Annotated in this window: 22 protein-coding genes and 1 pseudogene; 10 read left to right on the top strand and 13 right to left on the bottom strand. The window is 60.7% G+C overall.

The features are described 5' to 3' along the window. The first annotated feature begins 47 nt into the window (after nucleotides 1–47). Complete coding sequence (locus tag AC1RAC_RS18620; protein ID WP_181124867.1) at nucleotides 48–1,016, top strand: NAD-dependent epimerase/dehydratase family protein; 969 nt, start codon at nucleotides 48–50, stop codon at nucleotides 1,014–1,016. Here AC1RAC_RS18620 and AC1RAC_RS18615 read toward each other — a convergent pair. From AC1RAC_RS18615 to AC1RAC_RS18605, 3 genes and pseudogenes are all read right to left on the bottom strand, one after another. Continuing rightward, nucleotides 1,003–1,359, bottom strand: coding sequence for a DUF2784 domain-containing protein (locus tag AC1RAC_RS18615; RefSeq protein ID WP_014719513.1), 357 nt, complete (start codon nucleotides 1,357–1,359; stop codon nucleotides 1,003–1,005). The two genes, AC1RAC_RS18620 and AC1RAC_RS18615, sit on opposite strands and share 14 nt — an antisense overlap. 51 nt (nucleotides 1,360–1,410) lie before the next feature. Next, a complete protein-coding gene (locus tag AC1RAC_RS18610; RefSeq protein ID WP_014719512.1) occupies nucleotides 1,411–1,737 on the bottom strand; it encodes a helix-turn-helix domain-containing protein in 327 nt (108 codons plus the stop codon). Further along, nucleotides 1,721–1,972 (bottom strand): annotated as a pseudogene (locus AC1RAC_RS18605) (type II toxin-antitoxin system RelE family toxin); the annotation flags it as partial. The pseudogene AC1RAC_RS18605 and the gene AC1RAC_RS18610, both read right to left, overlap by 17 nt. Before the next feature lie 224 nt (nucleotides 1,973–2,196). On the opposite strand from AC1RAC_RS18605, the gene AC1RAC_RS18600 reads away from it, so the two are divergent. Further along, nucleotides 2,197–2,883, top strand: coding sequence for an HAD-IA family hydrolase (locus AC1RAC_RS18600; protein ID WP_054897203.1), 687 nt, complete (start codon nucleotides 2,197–2,199; stop codon nucleotides 2,881–2,883). A 128-nt stretch (nucleotides 2,884–3,011) separates the two neighbouring features. On the opposite strand, the gene AC1RAC_RS18595 is transcribed toward AC1RAC_RS18600, so the two are convergent. Beyond that, nucleotides 3,012–3,758: a 3-oxoacyl-ACP reductase family protein gene (locus AC1RAC_RS18595; RefSeq protein WP_057976282.1), complete on the bottom strand. Its 747-nt coding sequence runs from the start codon at nucleotides 3,756–3,758 to the stop codon at nucleotides 3,012–3,014. 107 nt (nucleotides 3,759–3,865) lie between these two features. Between AC1RAC_RS18595 and AC1RAC_RS18590 the strand changes: the two genes are divergently transcribed. Then, complete coding sequence (locus AC1RAC_RS18590; RefSeq protein WP_492616882.1) at nucleotides 3,866–4,789, top strand: LysR family transcriptional regulator; 924 nt, start codon at nucleotides 3,866–3,868, stop codon at nucleotides 4,787–4,789. 104 nt (nucleotides 4,790–4,893) lie between these two features. On the opposite strand, the gene AC1RAC_RS18585 is transcribed toward AC1RAC_RS18590, so the two are convergent. The 3 genes from AC1RAC_RS18585 to AC1RAC_RS18575 all read right to left on the bottom strand — a co-directional run bounded on the left by AC1RAC_RS18585 (nucleotide 4,894) and on the right by AC1RAC_RS18575 (nucleotide 8,390). After that, nucleotides 4,894–5,622, bottom strand: a complete 729-nt coding sequence (locus tag AC1RAC_RS18585) for an aspartate/glutamate racemase family protein (protein ID WP_034126767.1) — start codon at nucleotides 5,620–5,622, stop codon at nucleotides 4,894–4,896. Between the two features lie 13 nt (nucleotides 5,623–5,635). Next, nucleotides 5,636–7,165, bottom strand: a complete 1,530-nt coding sequence (locus tag AC1RAC_RS18580; RefSeq protein ID WP_492616881.1) for an NCS1 family nucleobase:cation symporter-1 — start codon at nucleotides 7,163–7,165, stop codon at nucleotides 5,636–5,638. 490 nt (nucleotides 7,166–7,655) lie between these two features. Continuing rightward, complete coding sequence (locus AC1RAC_RS18575; protein WP_014719506.1) at nucleotides 7,656–8,390, bottom strand: phosphoadenylyl-sulfate reductase; 735 nt, start codon at nucleotides 8,388–8,390, stop codon at nucleotides 7,656–7,658. Nucleotides 8,391–8,541: 151 nt separating this feature from the next. Here AC1RAC_RS18575 and thrH point away from each other — a divergent pair, with 151 nt between their 5' ends. Further along, complete coding sequence (thrH, locus tag AC1RAC_RS18570; protein ID WP_127881142.1) at nucleotides 8,542–9,159, top strand: bifunctional phosphoserine phosphatase/homoserine phosphotransferase ThrH; 618 nt, start codon at nucleotides 8,542–8,544, stop codon at nucleotides 9,157–9,159. Between the two features lie 120 nt (nucleotides 9,160–9,279). Here thrH and AC1RAC_RS18565 read toward each other — a convergent pair whose 3' ends face one another. The 6 genes from AC1RAC_RS18565 to rloA form a co-directional block, all read right to left on the bottom strand. Continuing rightward, nucleotides 9,280–9,642 carry a helix-turn-helix domain-containing protein gene (locus AC1RAC_RS18565; protein ID WP_492616880.1) on the bottom strand — a complete coding sequence of 121 codons (363 nt, stop codon included), beginning with the start codon at nucleotides 9,640–9,642 and terminating at the stop codon, nucleotides 9,280–9,282. Further along, nucleotides 9,642–9,944 (bottom strand): type II toxin-antitoxin system HigB family toxin, encoded by a 303-nt coding sequence (locus tag AC1RAC_RS18560; protein ID WP_034128346.1) that lies wholly within the window; start codon nucleotides 9,942–9,944, stop codon nucleotides 9,642–9,644. Before AC1RAC_RS18560 ends, AC1RAC_RS18565 begins: the two co-directional genes overlap by 1 nt. Nucleotides 9,945–10,171: 227 nt before the next feature. After that, nucleotides 10,172–11,515, bottom strand: a complete 1,344-nt coding sequence (gene pabB, locus AC1RAC_RS18555; RefSeq protein WP_492616879.1) for an aminodeoxychorismate synthase component I — start codon at nucleotides 11,513–11,515, stop codon at nucleotides 10,172–10,174. Nucleotides 11,516–11,701: 186 nt separating this feature from the next. Next, nucleotides 11,702–12,688: an alpha-L-glutamate ligase-like protein gene (locus AC1RAC_RS18550; protein ID WP_003193326.1), complete on the bottom strand. Its 987-nt coding sequence runs from the start codon at nucleotides 12,686–12,688 to the stop codon at nucleotides 11,702–11,704. Next, nucleotides 12,688–14,220 (bottom strand): osmotic stress tolerance membrane protein RloB, encoded by a 1,533-nt coding sequence (gene rloB, locus AC1RAC_RS18545; protein WP_003193324.1) that lies wholly within the window; start codon nucleotides 14,218–14,220, stop codon nucleotides 12,688–12,690. The genes AC1RAC_RS18550 and rloB overlap by 1 nt, the downstream gene beginning before the upstream one ends. Before the next feature lie 18 nt (nucleotides 14,221–14,238). After that, entirely contained in the window at nucleotides 14,239–14,763 is a 525-nt protein-coding gene (rloA, locus tag AC1RAC_RS18540) for a retropepsin-like aspartic peptidase RloA (RefSeq protein ID WP_014719501.1), read from the bottom strand. Between the two features lie 271 nt (nucleotides 14,764–15,034). Here rloA and AC1RAC_RS18535 point away from each other — a divergent pair, with 271 nt between their 5' ends. The 6 genes from AC1RAC_RS18535 to prpD all read left to right on the top strand — a co-directional run bounded on the left by AC1RAC_RS18535 (nucleotide 15,035) and on the right by prpD (nucleotide 23,544). After that, entirely contained in the window at nucleotides 15,035–15,748 is a 714-nt protein-coding gene (locus AC1RAC_RS18535) for a GntR family transcriptional regulator (protein WP_003193321.1), read from the top strand. Beyond that, complete coding sequence (gene prpB / locus AC1RAC_RS18530; protein ID WP_003193320.1) at nucleotides 15,745–16,638, top strand: methylisocitrate lyase; 894 nt, start codon at nucleotides 15,745–15,747, stop codon at nucleotides 16,636–16,638. The genes AC1RAC_RS18535 and prpB overlap by 4 nt, the downstream gene beginning before the upstream one ends. A gap of 156 nt (nucleotides 16,639–16,794) precedes the next feature. Then, nucleotides 16,795–17,922 carry a bifunctional 2-methylcitrate synthase/citrate synthase gene (gene prpC / locus AC1RAC_RS18525; RefSeq protein ID WP_200583199.1) on the top strand — a complete coding sequence of 376 codons (1,128 nt, stop codon included), beginning with the start codon at nucleotides 16,795–16,797 and terminating at the stop codon, nucleotides 17,920–17,922. 183 nt (nucleotides 17,923–18,105) lie between these two features. Further along, nucleotides 18,106–20,700: a Fe/S-dependent 2-methylisocitrate dehydratase AcnD gene (acnD, locus tag AC1RAC_RS18520; protein ID WP_200583198.1), complete on the top strand. Its 2,595-nt coding sequence runs from the start codon at nucleotides 18,106–18,108 to the stop codon at nucleotides 20,698–20,700. Between the two features lie 11 nt (nucleotides 20,701–20,711). Beyond that, nucleotides 20,712–21,902, top strand: coding sequence for a 2-methylaconitate cis-trans isomerase PrpF (gene prpF, locus AC1RAC_RS18515; protein WP_054920636.1), 1,191 nt, complete (start codon nucleotides 20,712–20,714; stop codon nucleotides 21,900–21,902). A gap of 157 nt (nucleotides 21,903–22,059) precedes the next feature. Next, nucleotides 22,060–23,544, top strand: coding sequence for a 2-methylcitrate dehydratase (prpD, locus tag AC1RAC_RS18510; RefSeq protein WP_200583197.1), 1,485 nt, complete (start codon nucleotides 22,060–22,062; stop codon nucleotides 23,542–23,544). Nucleotides 23,545–23,600 lie beyond the last annotated feature (56 nt).

Raw genomic sequence — 23,600 nt, 5'->3', positions numbered from 1 at the left:
TGTTCCGCATCCAACATACCCTCATCAACCAACAGTGGGAGAGGGTGATGAGCAAGGTTCTGGTTTTGGGTGCAACCGGTGGCATTGGTGGCGAAGTGGCGCGGCAGTTGAGCGCGGCGGGCTGGGAGGTGCGGGCGTTGACTCGGGATCTGATCAAGGCTCGCAGCCAAAATCCTGTTTTTACGTGGCTAAAAGGCGATGCCCTGAATCGCGACGACGTGATCGCGGCCGCCCGGGGCTGCGCGGTAATCGTGCACGGCGTCAATCCGCCGGGTTATCGCAAATGGGCCGAGTGGGTGTTGCCGATGATCGACAACTCCATTGCGGCGGCCATCTGCGAAGGCGCGACAGTCGTGCTGCCCGGCACGGTCTACAACTTCGGGCCGGATGCATTCCCTGTGCTGCACGAAGACTCACCCCAGCACCCGCTGACTCGCAAGGGCGCGATCCGTGTGCAGATGGAGCAGCGCTTGCGAGCCGCTTCCACTCAGGGCGCCCGGGTGGTGATTGTGCGCGCTGGGGATTTTTTCGGCGCCAGGGTGGCCAATAACTGGTTTGCCCAAGGCTTGGTCAAACCCGGCAAACCGGTGCACACCATCCGCTACCCAGGCGATTACGGCGTGGCCCATCAATGGGCTTATCTGCCGGACGTAGCGCGTACAATGCTTGAGTTGATTGAGCGTCGTGCCAGTCTTGGCGCCTTCGCCTGCTTTCATATGGCTGGGTACATGGATGCGGACGGTGCGCAGATGGCTAAGACGATCCAGCGTGTGGTGCTGCGCAGGACGGGCCAGCAACCCAGGGTCGGCGCGTTTCCCTGGTGGTTGTTGAACTGGGCGGCGCCTTTTGTTGTCACCGTGCGTGAGATGCAGGAGATGCGCTACCTGTGGCAAACACCGTTGCGCCTGGATAACCAGCGCCTGCTCGCGACGCTCGGCCATGAGCCCCACACACCGCTGGAACAGGCGGTGGAGGCCACCCTGGTTGGCCTGGGTTGCCTGCCTACTTGCGTTTGATCAGGCGTGCATACACGGCGAGGTTGACCACCACCACCACGGCCCCCAGCACTAATTGAGTATTCGCAGTCAGCCCGGCTGGGTAGATCATCGTCAGAATGTAATGCTCGATAAACCCACCGCCATAACCATCCTGCCCGGCCAAGTGGCGAAACAGGTTTTCCCAACGGGTGAGTGGGCAGGGCAGGTGCAGCACCTCCACCGCGATGCCCCAGGCAACGGCGGGCAGGTGCAGCCACATTACCCTGGGCCACTTCAGGGTGAGCAGGCCGCCGAACAGCACGAACAGGATAAAGGCCAGGTGGAACAGCACGAGGCCGTCGGCGGCTAGGCGGTAGAGCATGTTTGAGCTCGATGTGAGGTGAAGGGGTACGTGAATTTTTGCAGCGCGCCGTTATAGCTCCAGTTGACTGGCATTGATACCGAACGCTTTGGCTATCTTTTCTCGCGTGGTGCGGCGGGGTTTGCTGACCGCTTCCTGCTGGGCAAATGCCGATTGTGAAATACCCAGGCGTTTGGCGACTTCTTCCTGGGTCAGGCTCAGATGCTCGCGCCACGCGCGAATAGGTGTTGCGCCATCCACCAGGCGGCTGACTACCGCATGGGGTATCAGGTTTGGATCGTTTTGCTGCGCCACATAGTGTTCATAGGGAATCACCACATAGGCTGGCTCGCCCTGCGTATTGTGGATGATCTGTACGGCAGTAGGTTCGCTCGTCACGTTTTTTACCCTCTTGGATACTGACGACCTGGGTGCTGCCGTCCCAGTCGAAAAGGACCCGGTAATGACCAACCCGCAAGCGATAGCTGTGAGGATGGTTAACCAGTGCCTTGACGTTGATTGCATCGGGCATGTGTTCAAGAGCGGACAAGGCATCGCGTACCTGTTGCTGATGATACGAATGCAACCGAAGCAATTGTTTGACGGCTTTTCGCGTCCATTGGATTGAATTCATGGGAGGTTAATAAGTCTTTTATAAGGTTTGCAATCGGTATTTTCAGATCCGCGTCAACGGGTCATGACGTTTTCCTTTCAAACCCTAGACGGCCGCCGTCAGCGCCGACGGGTAAAACTGTTGCGTGGTATGAATCAACGGAAGGCCCACGAAGGTTGCTTGCAGGCAACGAGGGCCGTTATTGTGCTGAATCCTTTTAGTCCTCGCCCCAAGGTTGTGTTGTGATGAATGCACCGCGTAACGCTGTCCCGATCAAGGCCGTGATTTTCGATATGGACGGGTTGTTGCTGGATACCGAAGGCATCTACACCGAAGTCACGCAGATCATTGCCGAACGCTATGGCCGTACCTACGACTGGGGCATCAAGCAGCACATCATCGGGCGGGGTGCCCAGGATTTGGCCGATTACGTGGTCAAGGCCCTGGACCTGCCGATCACGCCCGCCGAGTTTCTGGAAATACGCGAACCGCTGATGAGCGAGCGCTTTCCCAAGGCCTTGGGCATGCCCGGTGCCGAGGCGTTGGTGCGGCACTTGAAGGCGCACAATATTCCGATTGCGGTGGGCACCAGTTCATCGCGTAATTCGTTTGGCCACAAGACCACCCTGCACCGTGAATGGTTTGGCCTGTTCGACACCATCGTCACCGCTGACGACCCGGAAGTCGGTGCTGCCAAGCCCGCGCCGGATATCTTCCTTACCGCAGCGCGCCGGTTGGGTGTAGCGCCTGAGGATTGTCTGGTGTTCGAAGATTCGCCGTTCGGCGTGACGGCCGCGAAGGCTGCGCACATGACCGCTATTGCGGTGCCCGATGAGGCGATGGCTGACAGCAAGTACCAGCATGCTGACCAGATTATTCGCAAGCTCGCCGACTTTGATTTGGCCGCCTACGGCTTGCCCCCCATGGCCTGACCCCGCGCGGTCAAAAATGTGGGAGCTGGCTTGCCTGCGAAAGCGGTAGTGCAGTGACAGATGCTGCACTGACACACCGCCTTCGCGAGCAAGCCCACTCCCACATTTGGGTTGCGGTTCTGCAAAAATCAGGCGCTGAAACCACCATCGATGGTCAGGCTGGCGCCCGTGATATAGCCGGCTTCCGGCCCGGCCAGATAGGCCACAAAACTGGCAATCTCCTCCACATGCCCATACCGACCTACCGCCATCAACCCGATCAGACTTTCGGCAAAATCACTGTTCGCCGGGTTCATATCGGTGTCCACCGGCCCAGGCTGCACGTTGTTGATGGTAATGCCCCGTGGCCCCAGGTCCCGCGCCAATCCCTTGGTCAACCCCACCAGCGCCGCCTTGCTCATGGCGTAGGGCCCGCCACCGCCAAAGGGCATGCGTTCGGCGTTGGTGCTGCCGATATTGATCACGCGGCCACCTTCGCCCATATGCTTGGCGGCTTCCTGGGTGGCGATAAACACGCTGCGTACGTTGATCGCCAAGGTCTGGTCGAAGTCTTCCAGCTTGAATTCGTCCAGCGGCGCGATGGCCAGCACGCCGGCGTTATTCACCAGGATATCCAGGCGTCCAAACGCCTCGACCGTGGCGTTGACCGCAGCGCGAATCGCCGTGGCATCGGCGCTGTCGGCGTGAATCGCCAGAGCCTGACCCCCTGCGCTGATCACCTCGTTCTGCAGTGTTTCAGCCTTGGCGGCCGAGCTGACGTAGGTAAAGGCAACCGCTGCCCCCTGGTCGGCGAGGCGCTTGACGATGGCGGCGCCGATGCCGCGGGAACCGCCTTGAATCAAGGCGACTTTGCCGGTGAGGTTGTGTGTGGTCATGTCGATCTCCGAGGTAGTTGATGGAGCGAGTATCGACCTCACCCGCGCTGCTCGGTAGCCCGTGGTTGCTATAGTCTGTGTAAACCAAAAGTTTAGAGTTTGGCGATATGGAAAGCTTTGGCAGTATCGAATGCTTTGTGCGCAGCGCCGAGGGTGGCAGCTTTGCCGAGGCTGCTCGGCACCTGAGCCTGACCCCGGCTGCGGTGGGTAAAAGCGTTGCCAAGTTGGAGGCGCGCCTCGGTGTGCGGCTGTTCCAGCGCAGCACTCGGCGTCTGGCGCTGACCGAAGCCGGCAAGATGTTCCTGGCGGAAGTCAGCGGCAGCCTCACCACCATTCAGAATGCGGTCGCCAACCTGGCCAGTGCCGAAGGGCGGCCGGTGGGCACGCTCAAGGTCAGCATGGGGCCAGTGTTCGGTAACCGGTACGTGGTGCCGTTGCTGGGCGAATTTATGCGGCGCTATCCGGATATCAGCCCGGACTGGCATTTCGATAACCGCCAGGTCGACCTGATCGGGCAAGGCTTCGATGCGGCCATTGGCGGCGGGTTTGAGCTGCCCCAAGGCGTGGTGGCGCGCAAGTTGACCCCGGCGCACCGGGTGCTGGTGGCGTCGCCGGATTACCTGGCGCGGTGCTTGCCGGTACGGGCGCCCGACGACCTGTCCCACTGCCTTGGCATCTTGATCCGCTCGCCGCAGACAGGCCGGGTGCGTTCATGGCAACTGACCCATCGTGAGCGCGAGCAAAGCCCTTTAGTGCTGAAACCGGCGATGACCATGAGCGACTCCGAAGCCGCTTGCTGCGCCAGTGCCCAGGGCCTTGGCATCGCGCTGGTGAGCATGCCGATGGCGGTGCCGTTCCTGGACAGCGGTGCGTTGGTGCGAGTGTTACCCGATTGGTATGTGGACGACGGCAATATTTCCATCTACTACGCCGAGCATAAATTGCTGCCGGGCAAGACGCGGGCGTTTGTGGATTTCATTATTGAGCAGTTCGCCGAGCAGAAACTGGCTCAACGGTTCAGTGCTATCTGAGCAGGGCCTGCATCGAGTCGTGGCCATCGCGGGCAAGCCCGGCTCCCACAGTGATCGCAATCCAATGTGGGAGCCGGGCTTGCCCGCGATGCAGGCGCATCGGTCTACCGCCCGAACTTGCCCGGCCAGCCGATGACCTTCTTCGGCCGCGGTGTCGCATAAGTTCTGACCTTCGATGTCGACAACCCCAACCGCACCAACGACTCGGCCACCATCACCGCCGCCGTTACCCCGTCCACCACCGGCACCCCGGTGCGCTGGCGAATCTGCTCGTCCAGCCCGGCCATGCCGCCGCAGCCCAGGCAGATCACTTCGGCCTTGTCGTCGCGAATGGCCAGTTCCGCCTGGTGCACGATGGCTTCCATGGCGCCCAGCGGGTCTTCTTCCAGCTCCAGCACCGCCATGCCGCTGGCGCGCACCGAAGCGCAACGCTGGTAGAGGCCGGCGAGTTTCAGCCGGTCTTCAATCAGCGGCACCGTGCGGTCCAGGGTGGTCACCACCGAGTAGGCGTGCCCCAGAAACATCGCGGTGCTGGCCGCCGCTTCGGTGATATCCACCACCGGCACGTTGAGCAATTCCTGCAACCCTTCACGGCCATGCTCGCCATAACCGGCCTGGATCACCGCATCAAAGGGCTGGTCGTAGGCCATTACCCGATCCATCACGGCGATGGCTGCCAGATAACTTTCAAAGTTGCCTTCCACCGATTCTGCGCCGAAGTACGGGGTGAGCCCGACAATCTCGGTGCCCGGTGAAGCCACGGCCCGTGCTTGCTGGGCAATGGTGTCGGTGATGGATTCGGTGGTGTTGACGTTGACCACGAGGATACGCATGGAAAGTCCTTGTTTAATGACTGACGTTATCGACGGCAATGCTTTCGCCGCTGACATCGGCGTAGTGCGGTTGACGCTTGGCAATCAGCAGGTACAGCAACCCGGCAATGCCGGCGCCAAACAACCAGGAAAACGGCGAGACGCTGGCAAACCCCGGCAACAGCGCCAGCAGGATGGCGATCACTGCCGCCGGAATGAACGCGGCCACCGCACGCATATTCACCCCGCGGCTGTAGTAATAAGTGCCTTGGGGGTCTTCGCTGTACAGTTGTGGCACGTCCACCTGGCTTTTACGGATCAGCCAGTAATCGACCATGATTACCCCGTACAACGGCCCCAACAGCGCGCCGAGGCCAGAGAGGAAGTACACGATCACCAGTGGGCTGTTGTAGAGGTTCCACGGCAGGATCAGCACGGCAACGAAGGCGCTGATCAACCCGGCGCGCCGGAAGTTCAGGTACTTGGGCGCCAGGTTGCTCAGTACAAAGGCCGGGGCGACGAAGTTGGCCATGATGTTCACCGCCACGGTGACGATCAGGAAGGCCAGGCAGCCGAGCACGAGAAAGAAGGTGTTGGGGATCGCCGCGATGATTTCGGTCGGGCTTTCGATCACGCGGCCATTGAGCTGGAACTGCCCGCCGCACAGCAGCACGGTAATCGCGGCGAACACCAGGATATTGACCGGCAGGCCCCAGAAGTTCCCGACCTGGATGGTCTTGCGGCACGGCGATGAACGCGCGAAGTCGCAGAAATTGAGGATCAGGGTGCCGTAGATGGCCAGCCACAGCGCGCCGCCGGCAAAGATATTGCGCCACATCTCGCCGCCACTCAGGGGCTCGCGGATCGACCAGGCGATCTGCCCGTTCGCCTGGAAGTACATCCAGCCGGCCAGTGCGGCCACGGTCAGCAGTATCACCGGCCCGGCGAAGCCTTCATAGCGACGTACCATTTCCATGCCATAGGCGAGGATCACCAACTGCACCAGCCAGATCGCCACAAAACACGCCCAGCCCAGGGTCGACAGGCCGAGAATCGAGTCGTGGTCATAATCGGCAAAGCCTGGATGAATGGCGGTCAGCAACACGCGGAAAACTACCGAGGCCAGGTAGGTCTGGATCCCAAACCAGGCAATCGCAATTACCGCCCGAATCAACGCCGGAATCTGCGCCCCATGAATGCCGAAGCTGATGCGGCTGATAACCGGAAATGGCACACCGGTCTTCTGCCCCATGTAGCCCGACAAGTTCATGAAGAAGTACACCAGTGCTGCGCCGATCCCCAGGGACAGCAATATTTGCCAGCCGCCCAGGCCCAGGGCATAGAGCCCAATGGCGAATGAATAGTTGGCGATGTTGTGCACGTCATTGGTCCACAGCGCAAAGATGCTATAGCGCCCCCAGCGTCGGCCTTCAACTTTGGTGGGCGCCAGGTCCTTGTTGTGCAGGCGCGGGCTGAGTACCAGCGGGCCGGGGCCTGTGGCTGCAGGATTCAGGGGGGAGGAGGGCAGATCCAGTGCGAGGGTGTTCGAGAGACTTGTACGCATTCCGGCAGGCTCCAGCGCATCTGCAGCAAAGCGGCGGATGGCAAAGTGTATGTAGGTTTTGTATTGATTGTATACAAAGCGTACTTCTGCCTAAGCCATATGCGTGCCAATTCTCGATATATGAAAATCTTGGCTAATTTCGTTTTTATATAGGTTTCGAATAACTTACTGAATTACGGGCACTATAAGTTGACCGTTTGAACAGGTATTTATTTTTTCATTAATTGCAGGGTTATTTATATGCAGCGCCATTGGCGCAGGGAGATGTTACGTTTTGGTGCGTTGTACATTAAGTTGCACACAAAAATGGCACCTATGGTTACAAGGTTGTGTACAGGTTTACCCGACCCCCAAGGCAAATATCGCTTTATGTAGGAGCGAGCTTGCTCGCGAAAAACTCACAGACGCCGCGTTTATTCAGGAAGCACGCGTTGTTGTTGACGTTGTTCGCGAGCAAGCTCGCTCCTACAGAGGCGGTGGCATCGGAGGCTCAAGCCTTGCTGATGATATTCCCCGCATGCAGCCCGCATTCCTTCTGCGTGGCTTCTTCCCACCACCAGCGGCCTTCGCGCTCATGCTGGCGGGGCAGTACCGGCCGGGTGCAGGGCTCGCAGCCGATGCTGATGAACCCGCGCTCATGCAGGCTGTTGTACGGCAGCTCCAGCATGCGGATGTAGCCCCAGACCTCTTCGCTGGTCATCTGCGCCAGCGGGTTGAACTTGTACAGGGTGCGTTCCGGTGTGGAGAACGCCGTGTCGATTTCCAGCGCCGCCACCTGGCTGCGAGTGCCGGGGCTCTGGTCGCGGCGCTGGCCGGTGGCCCAGGCGCTGACGCCTGCGAGTTTGCGGCGCAGCGGTTCGATCTTGCGGATGCCGCAGCATTCGCCATGGCCGTCCTTATAGAAGCTGAACAGGCCTTTCTCTTTGACGAAGGGCTCCAGCTTGCTCGGGTCTGGCGAGATCAGCTCAATGTCGATCTTGTAGAACTCACGCACCTGCTCGATAAACCGGTAGGTCTCCGGATGCAGGCGGCCGGTGTCGAGGCTGAACACCTTGACGTTCTTGTTCAGCTTCCAGGCCATGTCCACAAGGACCACATCCTCGGCACCGCTGAAGGAAATCCACAAGTCATCGCCGAACTGGCTGAACGCCAGCTTGAGAATGTCCTGGGCAGACTTGTTGGCATAAGTCGTGGCGAGTTCAACGACGTCGAAGGCTTGGTTCATCAGGACGGTTCCTACAGGTCAGTGGCGCTGAGCGCTCTCTAGGAGGGCGATGGTATCAAAAACTGTCCCGCGTTGCGGCGGCGCGCTTGAGTCGCTAGAGTTCGGCAGTCCTTTTGCTCGCTCAGCTAACAACATCTAACAGGAGTGTCGTGTGGAAATTGCCTGCCTTGACCTGGAAGGGGTACTGGTTCCGGAAATCTGGATCGCCTTTGCCGAGAAAACCGGCATTGAGTCCCTGCGGGCCACCACCCGTGACATCCCCGACTACGACGTGCTGATGCAACAGCGCCTGCGCATCCTCGACGAACATGGGCTCAAGCTGGCCGATATCCAGGCCGTTATCGCCACGCTCAAACCGCTGGACGGCGCCATTGAGTTCGTCAATTGGCTGCGCGAGCGCTTCCAGGTGGTGATCCTGTCCGACACCTTCTACGAGTTCTCCCAACCATTGATGCGCCAGTTAGGTTTCCCGACGTTGCTGTGCCACCGATTGATCACTGATGAAAACGACCGGGTGGTGAGCTACCAGTTGCGTCAGAAAGATCCCAAGCGCCAGTCGGTTTTGGCGTTCAAAAGCCTGTATTACCGCGTGATCGCTGCCGGTGACTCCTACAACGACACCAGCATGCTGGGTGAAGCTGACCGTGGGATTCTGTTCCATGCGCCGGACAATGTGATTCGCGAATTCCCGCAGTTCCCGGCGGTGCATACGTTTGAAGACCTGAAGAAAGAGTTTATCAAGGCGTCGAATCGGCAGTTGAGCCTGTAAATTATGCGGCGCGGCTGATTGCCCCATCGCAGGCAAGCCAGCTCCCTCCTTTGACCCTGTAACGTCAAACGACGCGGTCAACTGTGGGAGTCGGGCTTGCCTGCGATGGCGTCGGCGCCGTCACACCTTACCCTCGGCCAGCAAGCGCTCATAAGGAATACGCAAGCCTTCATGCAGACGCTTGATCATCGACAGGCTCAGCTTGCGCTTGTGGTTCAGCACCTCTGACACCCGCCCACTGGTGCCGATAAACGGCTCCAGATCGCGGGCGGTCATGCCCAATTGCTCCATGCGAAACTTGATAGCCTCTACCGGATCCGAAGGGGGCATGGGGTAATGCTCGGCTTCGTACTTCTCGATGAGGATTGCCAGGATTTCCAGCTCATCACCTTCAGGCGAGCCGGGTGGTGCTCCCCATATCTGCTCGACTCGTACGAGTGCCGCAGTCAGGTCTTCCTGGGAGTGAATAGGTTTGATGTTCATCACGCAGTCTCCGCGTTGATCTGGTCGTACTGAGCATGGGTTCCCACGAACCGTATAAACCCTAGTTGTCGCTGGTAGTCGATCGCCATGATCACTCGATACTTGTTGCCGCCAACGTTGAACACGACCCTGCCACCCTTAAGAATGCTCGCTGTTCTGAGTTCGGCCTTGAGTGCTTGCGGTGTTGGATAATTGGCCTTTTCCATGTGCCGATACAACTCGACCAGCGGTGTTCTGGCGTCGCTATAAGCTGAATGGCTTTCCCAGAATATTCGTAGGGTAGATAGAGCGATTATCCGCATCGCTTCAACCTCCCGTTTTGGGAGATCATAGGTGCGATTGCGTGGATAGGCAAACTCGGAAATATTTCCAGACGAGGAGGTAGTCGCTTCATGTGATCCTTCACAGGTGGCGGGTGGACGGTCGCTCCGGACGCTATCTGCAAGCGTCTATCCCGTCCACAGCGGTTCTGATTCAGGCTTTTTCTATCGCATGGCGTTCTACTCGAACGCTAGGAAGGGGCTGTGCCCTACAGATTTTCCAACGTTTGTAACAACACACGCACCTTTGTCAGCGACTCCTGATACTCCGCCTGCCACTGCGAATCCGCCACAATCCCGCCGCCACCCCAGCAACACACCTGCCCATCCTTGACCAGCAAGCTGCGAATCGCGATGGAGCTGTCCATTTCGCCGCGCACGTCCAGGTACACCAGCGAGCCGCAATACAACCCGCGGCGGGTGGGCTCCAGCTCATCGATGATCTGCATGGCGCGAATCTTTGGCGCGCCGGTAATGGAGCCGCCAGGGAAGCTGCCGGCTATCAGGTCGAGGGCGTCTTTGTCGTCGGCCAATATGCCAGTGACACTGCTCACCAGGTGGTGCACGTTGGGGTAGCTTTCCAGGCTGAACAGCTCCGGCACTTTCACTGAGCCGATTCGGCAACTGCGGCCGAGGTCGTTGCGCAGCAGGTCAACGATCATCAGGTTTTCTGCGCGGTCCTTGGGGCTGGCGAGCAGCTCAGCGGCGTTGGCAGCGTCCTCTTCCGGTGTTAAACCGCGAGGGCGGGTGCCCTTGATCGGGCGGGTTTCGACCTGGCCTTCGCTGATGCGCACGAAGCGCTCCGGCGACAGGCTCAGCACCGCGCCGTCATCGGGCAAACTCTGGAACCCGGAAAACGGCGTCGGGCAGGCTTCGCGCAGCGCGCAGTAGGCTGCCCATGGATCGCCGATGCACGGCGCACGAAAGCGTTGGGCAAAGTTGACCTGGTAGCAGTCGCCGGCCTGGATGTAATCCTGGATACGCAGGATGGCCTGCTGGTACGCATCCACGCTGAGGTCCGGCGCCATGGTGCCCTGGAGCTTGAAGGTGGTGGGGGTGTCACCTGTTGCATGACTGAACAGGGCGATCAGACGTTGCCGCTCGCTATCGGCCAGCACCGGGTGAAACACCAGTTGGCTGGTGTGCGCCAGGTGATCGCTGACCAGTGCCCAGGCATACAGCCCCAGGCGCGCATCCGGCAGGTGCAGGTCGTCCACGGCCAGGCGTGCAACCTGTTCCAGGTGCCGGCCGAAGTCATAGCTCAAGTAACCGATCAAACCGCCGGCAAAGGGCAATTCAACCCCAGCAGGCAGGGCCGCCTCACCCAACTGCGCCAGGTTCTCGCGCAGGCGTTGCAGGAAATCGCTGCCGCGTTCATCCGGCCCAACCGTCAAGGTCGCTTCGGGCCAGGCGCTGAGCAGGTCATAACGCCCCCGCTCGGCAGCCGGGCGGCCGCTGTCGAGCAGCACCGCGCCAGGCGCATGGCGAATAGCCGCAAAGTACTCGGCGGGGTTGGCCCGGTAGGGTAAGGGGTAAACGGAGCAGGTCGACATGCGAGGGTGAATCAGCCAGTGGCGGGGGGGAGGGGATTGTAGTCCTCTGTAGGACTTGCTCCTAGAGGGGATGTCGGTGATAGCTCGATAGAGGGTATAGCCTGAGGGGCAAGTGGCTTGTCAGAAAGCTATCGCAGGCAAACCAGCTCCCACCTATCGAGCCCGGGCTTGCCTGCGATGCGCTGCTTAGCCTTCAACCGGCGGAATATGCCCGAACATCTCCTGCACGAACTTCACCCGTTCCTCGGGGGTTTCTGTCACCCCGGCTGCCTTGAGCTCTTCAAGCCGTGCCTCCACCGCATGGGTGCGCAAAGTCAGGCCGCAATCGTTGGCAATCTGGATGTTCAGCCCAGGCCGAGCGTTCAGCTCAAGGATCAATGGGCCTTTTTCCTGGTCCAGCACCATGTCCACGCCGATATAACCCAGCCCGCACAGCTCATAGCAGCCGGCGGCGAGCTTCATGAAACCGTCCCAGTTGGGCAGTTGCACGCCATCCACCGCGTTGGTGGTGTCGGGGTGCTTGGTGATGATGTTGTTCAGCCAGGTGCCGCGCAGGGTCAGGCCGGTGGCCAGGTCTACACCCACGCCGATCGCGCCCTGGTGCAGGTTGGCCTTGCCGCCGGACTGGCGGGTGGGCAAGCGCAGCATCGCCATCACCGGGTAGCCCATCAGCACGATGATGCGGATGTCCGGCACGCCTTCATAGCTGATGCTCTTGAAGATTTGGTCGGGCACCACGCGGTACTCGATCAACGCGCGGTCGCGGTGGCCGCCGAGGGAATACAGGCCGGTGAGGATGCTGGAAATCTGGTGCTCGATCTCCTCATGGCTGATGATTTTTCCGGACACCGTGCGGTAGCGCCCTTCAAACCGGTCGGCCACCACCAGGATGCCGTCGCCGCCAGCACCCTGGGCGGGCTTGATCACGAAGTCGCTGCGCCCGCCGATGATCTCGTCGAGCTTGTCGATTTCCTTCTCGGTGGAGATCACCCCGTACATTTCCGGTACATGGATGCCGGCGGCAAGGGCCCGTTCCTTGGTGATGATCTTGTCATCCACGATGGGGTACAGGCTGCGCTTGTTGTACTTGAGCACGTAGTCGGCATTACGCCGGTTAATGCCCATGATTCCCCGCGCTTCCAGGGCCTTCCAGGTCTTCCAGAAGCCAAACATCAAGAATCAGCCTTCAGGAACGCCTTGAAACGTACCAGTTCGGTGAGGCGATAGCCGCGATAGCGACCCATGGCCAGCATGAAGCCCACCAGAATCAACAGGATCGCCGGGAAGGTGAACACGAAGTAGACCAACTCCGGCACGCTCATGATCAGGTGCGCCAGGGACGCAGCGAACAGCGTGCCAATCGCCACTTTCAGCGCATGGTTGGCGCCACGCTCCTCCCAGGTGATCGAGAGGCGTTCGATGGTCATGGTCAGGATCACCATCGGGAACAGCGCCACCGACAAGCCGCGTTCCAGCCCGAGCTTGTGGCTGAACAGGCTGATGGCGGCAATCAGCACCACCACAAAGGTCAGCACCACCGACAGCCTCGGCAGCATCTGCAGTTTAAGGTGTTCAAGGTACGACCGGAGCGACAGGCCCAGTGCCGTGATGATCGTGAACAGCACAATCCCGAAGCCCAACTGGGTCTCGCGGAATGCCAGGGCGATCAGTACGGGGGTGAAGGTACCCAGGGTCTGCAGGCCGATGAGGTTGCGCAGGATCAAGATCACCAGCACGCCTATCGGGATCATCACCATGATCATGAAGGTCTGCTGGGTTTGCAGCGGCAGGCCGTACAGCGAGTATTCGAGGAAGTTGGCGTCGGTGTTTTCGTCCGTCAGCTTGGCCAGGCGGATGGCGTTCATCTCGCTGTTGTTCAGGCTGAAGGTCACCATGGCTTTCTTGCCGCCATCGACGGTGATCAGGTTTTCATCGCCGGTCCACCACAGCAGGCGGTCGGCGGGCAGGCCCTGTTCGCCAGTCTCCGGGTTGAAGTACAGCCAGTCGTTGCCGTTGAAACTGCGCAGCCACAGTTCCGGGGTTTGCGGCTGGTCGGCCACCAGGCGGATGGTGTGGACTTTCTCTACCGGCACGTGGGCGATGGACAGCAGCAGTTCGACGATCTTGGCTTTGTGCGGCGTCGAGGGGTCGCCGGCCAGCAGCAACTTCACATTGTCGTCGTTGAGGTTGTTGGTGCGCTTGATGGCTTCACTGATAAAGGTCTCGACGTCGGCCGAGTGCTGGCGGATCGGGGCCAGCAAGGCTTCGGCGGCGATCTTCTCGGGGCCTTCCACGGCGATGCTGTCGCGGAAGGTCGGGCCTTTGATCTTGACCTTTTCGCCGCTGTAGCGCTTGGTCAGCACCAGGCGGTAATAGAGGGTCTGGTTGCCCTTGGCCCGACGCGCCGACCATGTGACCTTGCGGTTGCCGTCGATGCGGTTGACGCTCACCCCGTAGTTGTTCGAGATAAAGCTCTCATTGAGGCTGACGAAGTCGCGGCTCAAGGGCGGCACGAACATCTGGATCTTGACCGGGTCTTTCGGGTTGGCGACGAACTCGACCTTGGCGTCGATGTTCCACAAGTCGTCGGTGGCATCTTCGGTGACGGGAATTCCCAGCACGAAGATCTGATAAGCGGTGACCGAAATGCCCAGCACCACCAGCAAGGTGATCAGGATTTTCAGGTGCAGGGTCAGAGAGCGCATTCGGTTTACTCGGCGGTATTAAGCGTCGGCGGCGCAGGCGGGTTTGCCTGCTGCATATTTAAGACTAGGGTCGACCAGCGCATCAAAGCGTTTCAAGGCTTCGGAGCCAATCAGCAGCGGGTATTGGAATGCGCTGCGGTCAGTCAAGTTCACTTCGATGCTGCGTAAAGCACTGCCCATGCAGATATCCAGCGCAATCACTGGGCGGGCGGTGTAGTTCTTGTCCTCATCGGGGTCGTAGTCGCCGGCGCGGCGCTTGATCTTGCTGACACGCGCCAGGGGCAGTTCGATGGGGTGGGAATGGGCGGTGTCGATGGCCAGGTAGAAGCGTACCCAGGATTCGCCATTGCGCTTGAAGCGCTTGATATCGCGGGCACTCAACGAGGCGGTCTTGGCGCCGGTGTCGAGTTTGGCCGCCACTTCCAGGTCGATACCCGCAAGCTTGGCGTATTCATTCAGGCCGTACACGGTCTTCTCGGCGCCAGCGCCAAGGCTCGGTATGCACAGCAGGCACATCACTAGTAGGTAAGGCTTGAGTCTCATAAATCCTGAGGCAGGGCAGTGCACTGTTCATTTCATGGGGGACTGGCATTGCTGCGCAATCTCGGGTGCGCCCTTTCATCATTTGATGTCAGGCAAAAGCGGCGGGCATTCTAACATGATGCTTTTTTGGCGCCAGCGCTGGCAGGCGGCCATGCCTTGGCAAGCGAATGAGGGGGTTATTAGACGATTGTCGACAATGTGTATTTATTCTTTGACTGCGAGAGGCTTATTGGCTAGTTTTTGCGGCATTGATTTTAAAGGTGTCGACAATATGTTGGAGCAACTGGAAAAACCAGCGGTGGCACCAGACGATTCCCAGACCATGTCAGAGAACGTCTTCCGGCGTATCCAGGCCGCCATTGTCAAAGGCGAAATCGCCCCCGGCAGCAAGATTTCCGAGCCGGAGCTGGCGCGCACCTACGGCATCAGTCGCGGCCCGCTGCGCGAAGCGATCCATCGCCTGGAAGGCCAGCGCCTGCTGGTGCGGGTGCCTCATGTCGGCGCACGCGTGGTGTCTTTGAGTCATGCCGAGCTGGTCGAACTGTATGAGATTCGCGAGTCCCTGGAAGGCATGGCCTGTCGCCTGGCCGCCGAGCGCATGACTGACGCAGAGATCGAGGAGCTTCGCCAGGTGTTGCACACCCACGAACGGGATGCGGCGTTCCAGGCCGGTGTCGGCTATTACCAGCAGGAAGGCGACTTCGATTTTCACTACCGCATCATTCAAGGTGCCGGTAACCGCACCCTCACCCAAATGCTCTGCGGCGAGCTGTATCAACTGGTGCGCATGTACCGCATCCAGTTCTCCGCCACCCCCAATCGTCCACGCCAGGCCTTTGCCGAGCATCACCGCATTCTGGACGCGATTGCCGATCGCGACGGTGAACTGGCCGAACTGTTGATGCGCCGGCATATCGGCGCCTCCAAACGCAACATTGCCCGTCACTTCCCGGACGGTGCGCCTTCATCACGAGGTGAGTCATGAGTTCCAACAACAACAGCACTCCCGGCCAGCGTTTCCGTGACGCCGTCGCCAGTGAACAGCCCTTGCAAGTGGTGGGCGCCATCAACGCCAACCATGCGCTGTTGGCCAAGCGCGCCGGCTTCAAGGCGATTTATCTGTCAGGTGGCGGTGTAGCCGCCGGCTCCCTCGGCGTGCCGGACCTGGGTATCACCGGCCTGGATGACGTGCTCACCGACGTGCGCCGCATTACCGACGTGTGCGACCTGCCGCTGCTGGTGGACGTGGACACCGGTTTCGGCTCCTCGGCGTTCAACGTGGCGCGTACCGTCAAGTCGATGATCAAGTTCGGTGCCGCCGCCATCCATATCGAAGACCAGGTGGGCGCCAAGCGCTGCGGTCATCGCCCCAACAAAGAAATCGTGTCCCAGCAGGAAATGGTCGACCGCATCAAGGCCGCCGTGGATGCGCGTACCGATGACAGCTTCGTGATCATGGCGCGCACCGACGCCCTGGCGGTCGAGGGCCTGGAGTCCGCCCTGGAGCGTGCAGCCGCGTGCATCGAGGCCGGTGCCGACATGGTGTTTCCGGAAGCCATCACCGAACTGGAGATGTACAAGCTGTTCGCCTCCCGCGTTAAGGCGCCGATCCTGGCGAACATCACCGAGTTCGGCGCCACACCGCTGTACACCACCGAACAGTTGAAATCTGCGGATGTTTCCATTGTGCTGTACCCGCTCTCGGCCTTCCGTGCCATGAACAAGGCCGCCGAGAATGTCTACACCGCGATTCGTCGCGACGGTACCCAGCAGAACGTGATCGACACCATGCAAACGCGCATGGAGCTTTACGATCGCATCGACTACCACACCTTCGAGCAGAAGCTCGACGCGCTGTTCGCCGCGAAAAAGTAATTGCACTGTAGGAGCGAGCTTGCTCGCGAAGATCGCCAACGATAACGCGAGAAACCTGGAGAAACGCGATGCCCTTGCGTTTTTCGCGAGCAAGCTCGCTCCTACAGGGTGTGAGCTGGACGGCTCCCTGAATAATTACAAAATTGGAGAAGAACCATGGCTGAAGCAAAAGTATTGAGTGGTGCTGGTCTGCGTGGCCAGGTCGCCGGGCAGACTGCACTGTCCACCGTGGGCCAGGCCGGCGCCGGCCTGACCTACCGTGGCTACGACGTACGCGAACTGGCCGCCGACGCCCAGTTTGAAGAAGTCGCCTACCTGCTGCTGTACGGTGAGTTGCCGACCCAGGCAGAACTGGCCGCCTACAGCAACAAGCTGAGCAAACTGCGTGACCTGCCCCAGGCCCTGAAAGAAGTGCTCGAACGCATCCCCGCCGACGCCCACCCGATGGACGTGATGCGCACCGGGTGCTCGTTCCTGGGCAATATCGAGCCGGAGAAAGACTTCAGCGTACAGCGCGATGTCACCGACCGCCTGCTCGCCGCGTTCCCGGCGATCATGTGCTACTGGTATCGCTTCAGCCACGACGGCCAGCGCATCGACTGCGTGACCGACGAGCCGAGCATCGGTGGCCACTTCCTGCACCTGCTGCATGGCAAGAAGCCGAGCGAGCTGCACGTCAAAGTGATGAACGTGTCACTGATCCTCTACGCCGAACACGAATTCAACGCTTCGACCTTCACCGCACGGGTGTGTGCATCGACATTGTCCGACCTGTATTCCTGCGTCACCGCTGCCATCGGCTCCCTGCGCGGCCCGCTGCATGGCGGTGCCAACGAAGCGGCGATGGAAATGATCGAGCGTTTCTCCTCGGCCCGGGAAGCGGTTGAAGGCACCCTTGGCATGTTGGCGCGCAAAGACAAGATCATGGGCTTTGGCCACGCGATCTATAAAGACAGCGATCCGCGCAATGAGGTGATCAAGGGCTGGTCGAAAAAACTCGCTGACGAAGTGGGCGACACCGTGTTGTTCCCGGTCTCCGAAGCCATCGACAAGACCATGTGGGAACAGAAGAAGCTGTTTCCCAACGCCGATTTCTACCATGCCTCGGCGTATCACTTCATGGGCATCCCGACCAAGTTGTTCACGCCGATCTTCGTATGCTCGCGCCTGACCGGCTGGGCTGCGCATGTGTTCGAGCAGCGCGCCAACAACCGCATCATCCGTCCAAGCGCCGAGTACACCGGCGTTGAGCAGCGCAAGTTCGTGCCAATCGAACGTCGCTGAATGGGATGGGCTGTGCCCGCTGGCTCATGTGCTTGTTTGTGGGAGCTGGCTTGCCTGCGATGGCATCACTGTGGTGTGACAGGTACACCGAGGTGATGCCATCGCAGGCAAGCCAGCTCCCACAGGAAACAAAGCCAGTGTCGACAGTTCACCTTTCGAACTTACCGTGACCGAGTCCTGACGATGAACACTGAATTTCGCAAACCACTCCCCGGCAGCCGCCTGGATTTCTTCGACGCCCGTGCGGCTGTCGAGGCAATCACCCCCGGCGCCTACGCCACGCTGCCCTACACCTCGCGCGTGCTCGCCGAGAACCTGGTGCGCCGTTGCGACCCGGCCACCCTCGACGCGTCCCTGAGCCAACTGATCGAGCGCAAGCGCGACCTCGACTTCCCGTGGTTCCCGGCCCGCGTGGTGTGCCATGACATCCTCGGCCAGACCGCTCTTGTCGACCTCGCCGGCCTGCGCGATGCCATCGCCCAGCAAGGCGGCGACCCGGCGCAGGTCAACCCGGTGGTGCCCACCCAACTGATCGTCGACCACTCCCTGGCCGTCGAGGCCGGTGGTTTTGACCCGCAAGCCTTCGAAAAAAACCGCGCCATTGAAGACCGTCGCAACGAAGACCGCTTCCACTTTATCGAGTGGACCAAAAAGGCCTTCAAGAACGTCGATGTGATCCCGCCGGGCAACGGCATCATGCACCAGATCAATCTGGAGAAAATGTCTCCGGTGATTCAAGTGCGTGACGGTGTGGCCTTCCCGGATACCTGTGTCGGCACCGACAGCCATACGCCTCACGTAGACGCCCTGGGTGTGATCGCCATCGGCGTCGGTGGCCTGGAAGCCGAGAGCGTGATGCTCGGCCGCGCGTCGTGGATGCGCCTGCCGGAAAGCGTTGGCGTGGAATTGACCGGCAAGCTGCAACCGGGCATCACCGCCACCGATATGGTGCTGGCACTCACCGAATTCCTGCGCCAGCAAAAGGTGGTCGGCGCCTGGCTGGAGTTCTTCGGCGAAGGGGCTTCGGCACTGACCTTGGGTGACCGTGCCACCATCTCCAACATGGCCCCGGAGTACGGCGCCACCGCCGCGATGTTCTACATCGACGCGCAAACCATTGCCTACCTCAAACTCACCGGTCGCGAAGACGAACAAGTCGCCCTGGTCGAGCAATATGCACGCCACACTGGCCTGTGGGCGGACGACCTGAAAGGCGCGCAGTACGAGCGCAGCCTGAGCTTCGACCTCTCCAGCGTCGTGCGCAACATGGCCGGACCGAGCAACCCTCATGCCCGCCTGGCCACCCGCGACCTGGCGTCAAAAGGCATTGCCGGCCAATGGGATGACGTGCCGGGGCAAATGCCCGACGGCGCGGTGATCATCGCCGCCATCACCAGTTGTACCAACACCAGCAACCCGCGCAACGTGATCGCCGCCGGCCTGTTGGCACGCAACGCCAACAAGCTGGGGCTGACCCGCAAGCCGTGGGTCAAGTCGTCCCTGGCGCCGGGCTCGAAAACCGTGGCCATGTACCTGGAAGAAGCGGGCCTGGGCCATGAGCTGGAAAAACTCGGTTTTGGCGTGGTGGCCTTTGCCTGCACCACCTGCAACGGCATGTCGGGCGCGCTCGACCCGGTGATCCAGCAAGAGATCATCGACCGCGACCTGTACGCCACCGCAGTGTTGTCGGGTAACCGCAACTTTGACGGGCGCATTCACCCCTACGCCAAGCAAGCCTTCCTGGCGTCGCCGCCGCTGGTGGTGGCTTATGCGATTGCCGGTACCATCCGTTTCGATATCGAGAAGGACGTGCTCGGCCTGGACGCCGACGGCAAGGAAATCCGCCTGCAAGACATCTGGCCGAGCGATGACGAGATCGACGCGGTGGTCAAGGCTTCGGTGAAACCCGAGCAATTCCGTGCGGTGTATATCCCGATGTTCGCCATCCACGAAGACACCGGGCCCAAGGTCACGCCGCTGTACGACTGGCGCCCACAAAGCACCTATATCCGCCGCCCGCCGTACTGGGAAGGCGCGCTGGCCGGCGCACGGCCGCTCAAGGGCATGCGCCCATTGGCGGTGCTGCCGGACAACATCACCACTGACCACTTGTCGCCGTCCAACGCGATCATGCCGGACAGCGCCGCCGGTGAATACCTGGCGAAAATGGGCTTGCCGGAAGTCGACTTCAACTCCTACGCAACCCACAGGGGTGACCATTTGACGGCGCAGCGCGCCACCTTCGCCAACCCGAAACTGTTCAACGAAATGGTGCAGGAAAACGGCAAGGTCAAGCAGGGCTCTCTTGCGCGTATCGAGCCGGAAGGCAAGGTCACGCGGATGTGGGAAGCGATTGAAACCTACATGGAACGCAAACAGCCGTTGATCATCATCGCGGGCGCCGACTATGGCCAGGGCTCGTCCCGTGACTGGGCGGCCAAGGGCGTACGTCTGGCCGGTGTGGAAGCCATTGCCGCCGAAGGCTTCGAGCGTATCCACCGCACCAACCTGGTGGGCATGGGCGTGTTGCCCTTGGAGTTCCTGCCGGGCACCGACCGCCACACCCTGCAAATCGACGGCAGTGAAACCTATGACGTGGTCGGCGAGCGCACCCCGCGTGCGCAACTGACCCTGGTGATCAACCGCAAGAATGGCGAACGTGTCGAGGTGCCAGTGACCTGCCGCCTGGACACCGCCGAAGAAGTGTCGATCTACGAGGCCGGTGGCGTGTTGCAACGTTTCGCCCAGGACTTCCTGGAATCAAAGGCGACCGCCTGAAGAGGATAACCATGGCACACGTAGCGCAAATCAAGATCCCCGCCACCTACATGCGTGGCGGCACCAGCAAGGGCGTGTTCTTCAGCCTCCAGGACCTGCCCGCAGCGGCGCAGGTGCCGGGCCCTGCACGCGACGCCTTGTTGCTGCGGGTGATCGGCAGCCCCGACCCCTATGACAAGCAGATCGACGGCATGGGGGGTGCCACCTCGAGCACCAGCAAGACCGTGATCCTGGCCAAAAGCAGCCGCGCCGATCACGACGTGGATTACCTGTTTGGCCAGGTCTCCATCGACAAGCCATTTGTCGATTGGAGCGGCAACTGCGGCAACCTGTCGGCGGCGGTGGGTTCGTTCGCCATCAGTGCCGGCCTGGTCGATGCGGCCCGCGTGCCCCATAACGGCGTGGCCGTGGTGCGGGTGTGGCAGGCCAATATCGGCAAGAGCATCATCGCCCACGTGCCGATCACTGACGGCGCGGTGCAGGAAACCGGCGACTTTGAACTGGACGGCGTGACCTTCCCGGCCGCCGAAGTGCAGTTGGAATTCATGGACCCGGCGGCGGAAGAAGAGGGCGGTGGTGGTTCGATGTTCCCCACCGGCAACCTCGTCGACGACCTGGAGGTGCCCGGCGTCGGTACCTTCAAGGCCACGTTGATCAACGCCGGTATTCCGACGATTTTCATCAATGCCCAAGACCTGGGCTACACCGGTACCGAGCTGCAAGGCGCGATCAACAGCGACCCCAAGGCCCTGGCGATGTTCGAGACCGTGCGGGCGTATGGCGCGTTGCGCATGGGCCTGATCCAACACCTGGACGAAGCCGCCCAGCGCCAGCACACGCCCAAGGTGGCGTTCGTCGCCAAGCCAGCCGATTACGTGGCCTCCAGCGGCAAGGCGATCAAGGCCGGCGATGTGGACCTGCTGGTGCGCGCCTTGTCGATGGGCAAACTGCACCACGCGATGATGGGCACTGCGGCGGTGGCGATTGGCACCGCCGCGGCGATTTCCGGCACCTTGGTCAACCTGGCGGCGGGCGGCGTGGAGCGCAATGCCGTGCGCTTCGGGCACCCGTCGGGCACCTTGCGCGTGGGCGCCGAGGCCAGCCAGGTGGACGGTGAATGGGTGGTGAAAAAAGCCATTATGAGCCGCAGTGCGCGGGTGTTGATGGAAGGCTACGTGCGCATCCCCGGCGACGCCTTTTAGCTTGATCGTTCCCACGCTCCGCGTGGGAACGCCGCCTGGGACGCTCTGCGTCCTGCTGTGACGCAGAGCGTCACGGGATGCATTCCCACGCGGAGCGTGGGAACGATCAAATCAACCTTGACCTTGAGGAACAACCCCACCTTTTAGGAGAACCGCCATGAGCGCCAACGTCGACCAGAACAACCGCCCCGACTACGACCCGGTTTTGCAGGGCATCGCCGACTACGTCCTCAACTACCGCATTGACTCCCAGGACGCCCTGGATACCGCCCGCAACTGCCTGATGGACACCCTCGGCTGTGGCCTGCTGGCCCTGCGCTTCCCCGAGTGCACCAAGCACCTGGGGCCGATGGTAGAGGGTACCGTGGTGCCGTTTGGCGCACGGGTGCCGGGCACTTCGTTTCGCCTGGACCCGGTCAAGGCCGCCTGGGATATCGGTTGCATCGTGCGCTGGCTCGACTACAACGACACCTGGCTTGCCGCCGAATGGGGCCACCCTTCGGACAACCTGGGCGGCATCCTCGCCGTGGCCGATCACCTGTCGCAAAAGCGCCTGGCCAAAGGCGACGCGCCGTTGACCGTGCGTGCAGTGCTGGAAGCGATGATCATGGCTCACGAAATCCAAGGCGTGATTGCCTTGGAGAATTCCTTCAACCGGGTAGGCCTCGACCATGTGTTGCTGGTGAAAGTCGCTACCACGGCGGTCACCGCCAAGCTGATGGGCGCCAACCGCGAGCAGTTGCTATCGGCGTTGTCCCACGCTTTTGTCGATGGTCAGGCGCTGCGCACCTATCGTCATGCACCGAATGCCGGCTCGCGCAAATCCTGGGCGGCGGGCGATGCGTCGAGCCGCGGCGTGCGCCTGGCAGACATCGCCCTGCGTGGCGAAATGGGCATCCCCGGCGTGTTGAGTGCGCCGCAGTGGGGCTTCTATGACGTGCTGTTCAGCCACACCAACAAGGACCTGGCGCTCAAGCCCGAGGACAAGCGAGCTTTCAGCCTGCCCCAAGCCTACGGCACCTATGTGATGGAAAACGTGCTGTTCAAGATCAGCTTTCCGGCCGAGTTTCACGCGCAAACCGCCTGTGAAGCGGCAGTCGCCCTGCATCCGCAGGTCAAGCATCGTTTACATGAAATCGACCGTATCGTGATCACTACCCATGAGTCGGCGATTCGCATTATTTCCAAGGTCGGCCCATTGGCGAATGCCGCCGATCGCGACCACTGCCTGCAATACATGACCGCCGTGCCCTTGGCGTTCGGCAATCTGGTGGCCGAGCAGTATGAAGATGATTTCCACGCGGCCCACCCGATCATCGATGAGCTGCGCGACAAGATGGTCGTCATCGAAGACCCGCGCTACAGCCGCGAATACCTGGAGGCCGACAAGCGCTCGATTGCCAACGCGGTGCAGGTGTTTTTTACGGATGGCACCTGCACCGAGCAGGTGGTGGTGGAGTACCCGATTGGCCATCGCCGCCGTCGGGTGGACGGCATTCCACTGCTGGAAGACAAGTTCAAGGCCAACCTGGCCACGCGGTTCACCGCGCAACGCAGCGCCGAAATCTTTGCGTTGTGCAAGGATCAGGCACGGCTTGAGGCTACTCCAGTCAACCGTTTCATGGACCTGCTCACTATCTGAAAAACAGCACAGTCACTGTAGGAGCGAGCTTGCTCGCGAAAAACGTCAACGATGCC

The organism is Pseudomonas sp. GW823-FHT02F05, from assembly GCF_058797315.1.
Note: the sequence above shows the minus strand (reverse complement) of the source record. Positions and strands in the feature narration are given on the sequence as shown.